Below are 6,192 nucleotides of genomic sequence, written 5' to 3'. Positions count from 1 at the left end.
GCCGCGAGACCCGGCGAGCCCTCCAGCCGGTCCCGCAGGAACACCGCGGACCAGTCCAGGCTCGCCCCCTCAGCGAACACCGCGCAGAAGCCGACCGCGCCGATCAGCAGGGCCGAGCGGGGCGGCAGCGCGAACCTCGGCGGCGGCTCCTCGTCCTCGGCGGGCTGTACGTCCAGCACCCAGGCGCAGGCCAGCAGGCCCAGCACGGTGAGCACGGCGGCGGCCAGCAGATGGTGCAGCCGGGCGTCCGAGCCGAGATGCGCGGCCAGCGTGCCCGCCGCCGAGCCGATCAGCGCGCCCGTGCTCCACATGCCGTGCAGCCCCGACATGATCGACTTGCCGAGCAGTCGCTCGATCTCCACGCCGAGCGCGTTCATCACCACGTCCGCCATGCCGGAGGCCGCGCCGTAGGCGAACATCCCCAGGCACAGCGTGAGCAGGTTCGGCGCCAGCGAGGGCAGCACCAGGGAGAGCGTCCACAGCGCGAGCAGCCCCCGCAGGGCCGTACGGCTGCCGAAGCGGTGGCTGATCCGGCCCGCCAGCGGCATCGCACAGGAGGCGCCGAGCGCGGTGAAGGCCAGGGCGAACCCGAGCTGGCCCGCGCTCAGTCCGGCGTGGTCCTGGATCCAGGGCACGCGGGTGGCGAAGGAACCCGTCACCGCGCCGTGCACGGCGAACACGGCCGCCACGGCGTACCGGGCGCGCCTGACCTCCCCGGCCGGCCGGCTCACGTCTTCCATCCTCACGTCCCTCCCCAAAGAGTCGCCCGCTGTACCGTCCTCGGCACTCGCGCAAACTATCAGGGACCCTGCCTGATAGATAGAGTGCTTCCGGCAGCCCGCTTCTGGGAGGATTCCCGTCATGCCCGCATCACCGAGCACCGCACGGGCCATCAACGACCGGCTCGCCCTGCGGCTGTTGCAGCAGGAGGGCCCGCTGACGGCGGGACAGCTCAAGCAGCTCACCGGACTGTCCCGGCCCACCGTGAGCGACCTCGTCGACCGCCTCACCGTCTCCGGCCTGATCCGGGTGGTGGGGGAGTCGGGGGAGCAGCGCCGGGGGCCCAACGCCCGGCTGTACGGCATCGCCGCCGACCGCGCCCATCTGGCCGCCCTCGACGTCCGCACCGGGGGAGTCCTGGTGCTCGTCTCCGACCTGGTCGGGCGGGTGCTCGCGGAGGTGGCCGTGCCCATCGACGCCGGGAGCGGCACCGGACCCGCCGTCGAGCAGGCGGTCGCGGCCGTGGAGGAGGCGGCACGCAAGGCGGGCCCGGACGCCTGGGCGGGGCTGCACACCGTCGGCATCGGCGCGCCCGGTCTGGTCGACCCCGCCACGGGTGACCTGCGCGACTCCAGCGGTCTGCCCGCGTGGCACCGCAGTCTGGTCGCCGCGCTCCAGCGGCGGTTGCCGAAGGCGCGGGTCACCGTCGAGAACGAGACCAACCTCGCGGCCCTCGCCGAGCAGCGCGAGGGCGCCGCCCGTGACCGGGACACCTTCGTGCTGCTGTGGCTCGGGCACGGGGTCGGCGCCGCCGTCGTCCTCGACGGCCGGCTCCGCCGGGGTGCCTCCGGCGGTACCGGCGAGATCGGCTTCCTGCCCGTCCCCGGCACCGGCTCGCTGCCCTCCGCCACCGACTGCGACGGCGGGTTCCACGCCCTGGCGGGCGCCGCCGCGATCGGCGCCCTGGCCCGCGAGCACGGGCTCCCGGCCGAAGTCCCGCTGGACGGTCCGGGCGCGGCCCGGCTGGTCGCCCGCGCGGTAACTGCCGGGAACGAACCCGCCACCCGCTTCCTCGACACCCTGGCCGACCGCCTCGCCATCGGCACCGCAGCCGTCACCGCCGTCCTCGACCCCGGCTGCGTCGTCCTCGGCGGCGAGATCGGCCAGGCCGGCGGCGAGCCCCTCGCGGCACGCGTCGCCGCCCGCCTGAAGCGCCTGTCCCCCCTGCCCACCGAGGTGCGCCCCGGCACCCTCGGGGGCGCCGCGGTCCTGCGCGGCGCCCTGCTGACGGCCCGCGACCGGGCGCAGGACGAGCTGTTCGCGCCTTAGGGCGTGTCCGCGCGAACCGTCCGCGCCCCGGGCTCAGCCGAACCGACGCGCCAGGTACTCCTCGAACGTCCCCTTGCCCACCGCCCGTTCCGGTGCCAGGTGGCCGCCCGCGCGGAAGGCGCCGTACGTCCGGCCGAACAGGGGGACCTCCAGCAGGCGGCGGTTCCTGCCCGTGGCATCGAGGTAGGCGCGGGCCAGGGAGGGGACGGAGCGGATCTCGGGGCCGCCCATGTCGGGGACGCGGCCCGAGGGGGTCGTGAGGGCCAACTCCGCCAGGCGGGCGGCCACTTCGGAGACCTCCACCGGCTGGTCGGACAGGGCGGCCGGGAGGAGGGCCAGTGGGGGTGCGGTGAGTGCGCCGAGGAAGGTGGCCATCAGGTCGTGGAACTGGGTCGCGCGCAGCACGGTCCAGCCGAGCCCGGACTCCTCGATCCGGCGCTCCACCGCGAGCTTGGCGCGGTAGTAGGGCAGCGGCACCCGGTCCACGCCGACGATGGAGATGTACACCAGGTGCCCCACCCCGGCCCGCCGCGCGGCCGGGATCAGATGGCCCGCCGCCTTCTCGTCGCCGCCGTTCGGCGAGCTGGCGCAGTGCACCACGGTCGCCACACCCGCCAGGGCCGCGTCCAGCGCGGGGCCGCCCTTGCGCAGATCGACCGCGTACGGCTCGCTGCGACGGCTGAGCACCCGTACGTCGTGGCCGTCCGCCCGCAGCTTCTCCGTCACCAGCCGGCCGAGTGTGCCGGTGCCGCCCGTCACCAGGATCGTGGTCATGCCGCTCGCCTTCCCAAAGGTCCGGGGCGGCCCGTGCGGCACGCCCCATGACCAGGACGGCCACGCCCCCGCGGATGTGACATCGGCTGGGGTGACCCGGCGGCGGGCAAGGGCCTTCGTCACCGCCGCCGGGTCCGGTCGCACCATAAGAGGACTAGACCACTCCGGTCAATAGGTCCGGACCAAGCTCAATTCCCTTGTGATGTGAGGGTGTTGTGCTGGGCCTTCACCCGTCCGGTGTGCCTGTGAGGCAGCCCACACCGGTCCCCTGTATGGCCGACCGGCGGGCGTGGCAGACTTGCGGTGTACCAGAAGCAGCGCACTCCGGGGTCGGTGAAAGTCCGAACCGGCGGTTACAGTCCGCGACCCGGTCGCTTCCAGCGGCCGGTTGACCAGGTGAAATTCCTGGACCGACGGTTAAAGTCCGGATGGGAGGCAGTGCGCGGCGGGCGGGCATCACCATGCACGCCGCCGTATCAGGTCTCGTCCTTCCGGACGGGTCCCTCTCGGCGTCGTGACCCGGTGCATTCCCCTCGTCCATGCCGTCGTCATCGACCGGCCCCCGGAGTCCGTGCCCGAAGAGGCAGGAGGACCGGGGACGTGTTCACCGGAATCGTGGAAGAGCTGGGCGAGGTCACCGCCGTCGAGAACCTCGGCGACGCCTCCCGTTTCCGGCTCCGTGGCCCCGTCGTCACCGAAGGCGCGCGGCACGGCGACTCCATCGCCGTCAACGGCGTCTGTCTCACCGTGGTCGACCACGAGGATGACGAGTTCACCGCCGACGTGATGGCAGAGACCCTCAAGCGTTCCAGCCTCGGCGCCCTCGCCGTCGGCTCCCGCGTCAACCTCGAACGCCCCACCGCCGTCGGCGCCCGCCTCGGCGGCCACATCGTGCAGGGCCACGTCGACGGCTCCGGCGCGGTGCTCGCCCGTACCCCGTCCGAGCACTGGGAGATCGTGAAGATCTCGCTCCCCGCCAGCCTCTCCCGCTATGTCGTGGAGAAGGGCTCCATCACGGTCGACGGCATCAGCCTCACCGTGGTCGAAGCGGGCTCCGACCACTTCACCGTCAGCCTCATCCCCACCACGCTCGCCCTGACCACGCTCGGGCACAAGCAGCCCGGCGACCCGGTCAACCTCGAGGTCGACATCATCGCCAAGTACGTCGAGCGGCTGCTCGCGGCCGGACAGGGGGCAGGCGCGTGAACTCGCTCAACACCGAGGCGTTCACCCTCTTCGGCCAGCACATCCTCTGGTCGGACATGATCGGCAACCTCTTCGGACTGGCCGCCCTCGCGCTCGGCTGGCGCCGCTCCCTGTGGACCTGGCCGGTGCAGCTCGTCTCCGGCCTGATCCTCTTCGCCGCCTTCTACGGCCACCTCGCCGGCAGCGCGGGCAAGCAGGTCGTCGTCATGGCCGTCGCCGTCTACGGCTTCTGGCAGTGGAGCCGCAGCCGCGGCAAGGCCGCCGACGGCCACATCGCCCCCCGCTTCGCCACCTGGCGCGAACGCGCCGCCATGATCGTGGCGGCCGCCGCCGGCACCGTCGCCGTCGCGCTGCTCTTCACCGCGTACCCGTCCCTGTCCTGGGACCCGTGGCCGGACGCGTACATCTTCGTCGGCACCATCGTCGCCATGTACGCCCAGGCCAAGGGCATGGTCGAGTTCTGGATCGCCTGGCTGCTCGTCGACGTCGTCGGCGTCCCGCTCAACTTCGCCAACGGCTACGCCTTCTCCGGCTTCGTCTACGTGATCTACGGCGCGCTCGTCCTGTGGGGCATGCGCGACTGGTGGCTGCGCTCCCGCAGGAACGCGCGGCCCGTCCTGGAAGGAACGCCCGCATGACCTCGGCACCCCCGCTACACCCCGGTGACAGCATCGAAGACCTCCGCCTCGACCCCGTCGAGCAGGCCGTCGCCGACATCGCCGCGGGCCGGCCCGTGGTGGTCGTGGACGACGAGGACCGCGAGAACGAGGGCGACCTCGTCATCGCCGCCGAGAAGGTCACCCCCGAGATCGTCGCCTTCATGATGAGCGAGTGCCGGGGCCTGATCTGTGCCCCCATGGAGGGCGCCGAACTCGACCGGCTGCGGCTGCCGCAGATGGTCGAGGACAACACCGAGTCGATGAAGACCGCCTTCACCGTCTCCGTGGACGCCTCGCCCGCGCACGGCGTGACCACCGGCATCTCCGCCACCGACCGCGCCACCACCCTGAAGCTGCTGGCGAGCGGCACCGCCCAGCCCACCGACCTCGTCCGCCCCGGCCACATCTTCCCGCTGCGCGCCCGCGAGGGCGGTGTCCTGGTCCGCGACGGCCACACCGAGGCCGCCGTCGACCTCGCCCGGCTCGCCGGACTGCGCCCCGCCGGAGCCATCGTGGAGATCGCCGGGGAGGACGGCCGCATGCTGCGGCTGCCCGAGCTGATCCCGTTCGCGCGCAAGCACGGGCTGACGATCATCTCCATCGCGGACCTCGTCACCCACCTCCGCGCCCCCGAGGCCGAGGCCGAGCAGGACGTGACAGCGCCTCTCGCGGTCGCGCCCACCGTCCGCCGCGAGGCCGAGACGAGCCTGCCCACCCGGCACGGCACCTTCACCGCCTACGGCTACCGGGCCCCCGACGGCGTCGAGCACGTCGCGCTCGTGCACGGCGACATCGGTGACGGCGCCGGCGTGCTCGCCCGCGTCCACTCCGAGTGCCTCACCGGCGACGTCTTCGCCTCCCGGCGCTGCGACTGCGGCCCCCAGCTCGACGCCGCCCTCGCCCGCATCCACGCCGAGGGGAGGGGAGTCGTCGTCTACCTGCGCGGCCACGAGGGACGCGGCATCGGCCTGCTGTCCAAGCTGCGCGCCTACGAACTCCAGGAGCGCGGGCGGGACACCCTCGACGCCAACCTCGAACTCGGCCTGCCCGCCGACGCCCGCGACTACGCGGCCGGCGCGCAGATCCTGGCCGACCTCGGCGTGCGCGACGTGCGCCTGATGACCAACAACCCAGACAAGACCGACGCGCTCACCCGGCACGGCATCCAGGTCACCGGCCGCGAGCCGATGCCGGTCCACGCCGACGAGCACAACGTCCGGTACCTGCGCACCAAGCGCGACCGGATGGGCCATGACCTGCCCTGGCTGGACACCCCCGCCGTGTCCACCTGCGGCAACCAGTAAGCGAACCGAGCGAACAGCGCGAAGGAGCAACGTGAGCGGCAAGGGTGCACCGGAACTGTCCGTACGCAACGTCAGCGACCTCAGGGTCGCCGTCATCGCGGCGCAGTGGCACGACAAGGTGATGGACGGTCTGGTGAACGGCGCCCTGCGCGCCCTGCACGACCTGGGGATCGACGAACCGACCCTGATCAGGGTCCCCG

Annotated in this window: 7 protein-coding genes and 1 riboswitch; of the genes, 5 read left to right on the top strand and 2 right to left on the bottom strand. The window is 72.9% G+C overall.

The annotated features are described in order from the left end of the window. The coding region (locus CCN33_RS26110; RefSeq protein WP_140394681.1) for an MFS transporter at window positions 1–740 on the bottom strand (740 nt) is incomplete at its 3' end. A 121-nt stretch (window positions 741–861) separates the two neighbouring features. Between CCN33_RS26110 and CCN33_RS26105 the strand changes: the two genes are divergently transcribed. Further along, window positions 862–2,049 (top strand): ROK family transcriptional regulator, encoded by a 1,188-nt coding sequence (locus CCN33_RS26105; protein ID WP_086695918.1) that lies wholly within the window; start codon window positions 862–864, stop codon window positions 2,047–2,049. 33 nt (window positions 2,050–2,082) lie between these two features. On the opposite strand, the gene CCN33_RS26100 is transcribed toward CCN33_RS26105, so the two are convergent. Continuing rightward, entirely contained in the window at window positions 2,083–2,823 is a 741-nt protein-coding gene (locus CCN33_RS26100) for an SDR family oxidoreductase (protein ID WP_086695917.1), read from the bottom strand. A gap of 315 nt (window positions 2,824–3,138) precedes the next feature. Beyond that, window positions 3,139–3,269: riboswitch (FMN riboswitch) on the top strand. Between the two features lie 154 nt (window positions 3,270–3,423). Here CCN33_RS26100 and CCN33_RS26095 point away from each other — a divergent pair. From CCN33_RS26095 to CCN33_RS26080, 4 genes are all read left to right on the top strand, one after another. Beyond that, window positions 3,424–4,029, top strand: coding sequence for a riboflavin synthase (locus CCN33_RS26095; protein ID WP_086695916.1), 606 nt, complete (start codon window positions 3,424–3,426; stop codon window positions 4,027–4,029). After that, on the top strand, window positions 4,026–4,667 hold the full coding sequence (locus CCN33_RS26090; RefSeq protein WP_086695915.1) for a nicotinamide mononucleotide transporter family protein: 642 nt from the start codon (window positions 4,026–4,028) through the stop codon (window positions 4,665–4,667). Before CCN33_RS26095 ends, CCN33_RS26090 begins: the two co-directional genes overlap by 4 nt. Then, window positions 4,664–5,992, top strand: a complete 1,329-nt coding sequence (locus tag CCN33_RS26085) for a bifunctional 3,4-dihydroxy-2-butanone-4-phosphate synthase/GTP cyclohydrolase II (RefSeq protein WP_086695914.1) — start codon at window positions 4,664–4,666, stop codon at window positions 5,990–5,992. The genes CCN33_RS26090 and CCN33_RS26085 overlap by 4 nt, the downstream gene beginning before the upstream one ends. A gap of 31 nt (window positions 5,993–6,023) precedes the next feature. Then, a partial coding sequence (locus tag CCN33_RS26080; RefSeq protein ID WP_140394680.1) for a 6,7-dimethyl-8-ribityllumazine synthase occupies window positions 6,024–6,192 on the top strand: 169 nt, incomplete at its 3' end.

Origin of the sequence: Streptomyces recifensis, from assembly GCF_002154615.1 — a bacterium.
GTDB lineage: Bacteria > Actinomycetota > Actinomycetes > Streptomycetales > Streptomycetaceae > Streptomyces > Streptomyces griseoluteus.
This window is presented reverse-complemented; position numbering and strand designations above follow the sequence as displayed.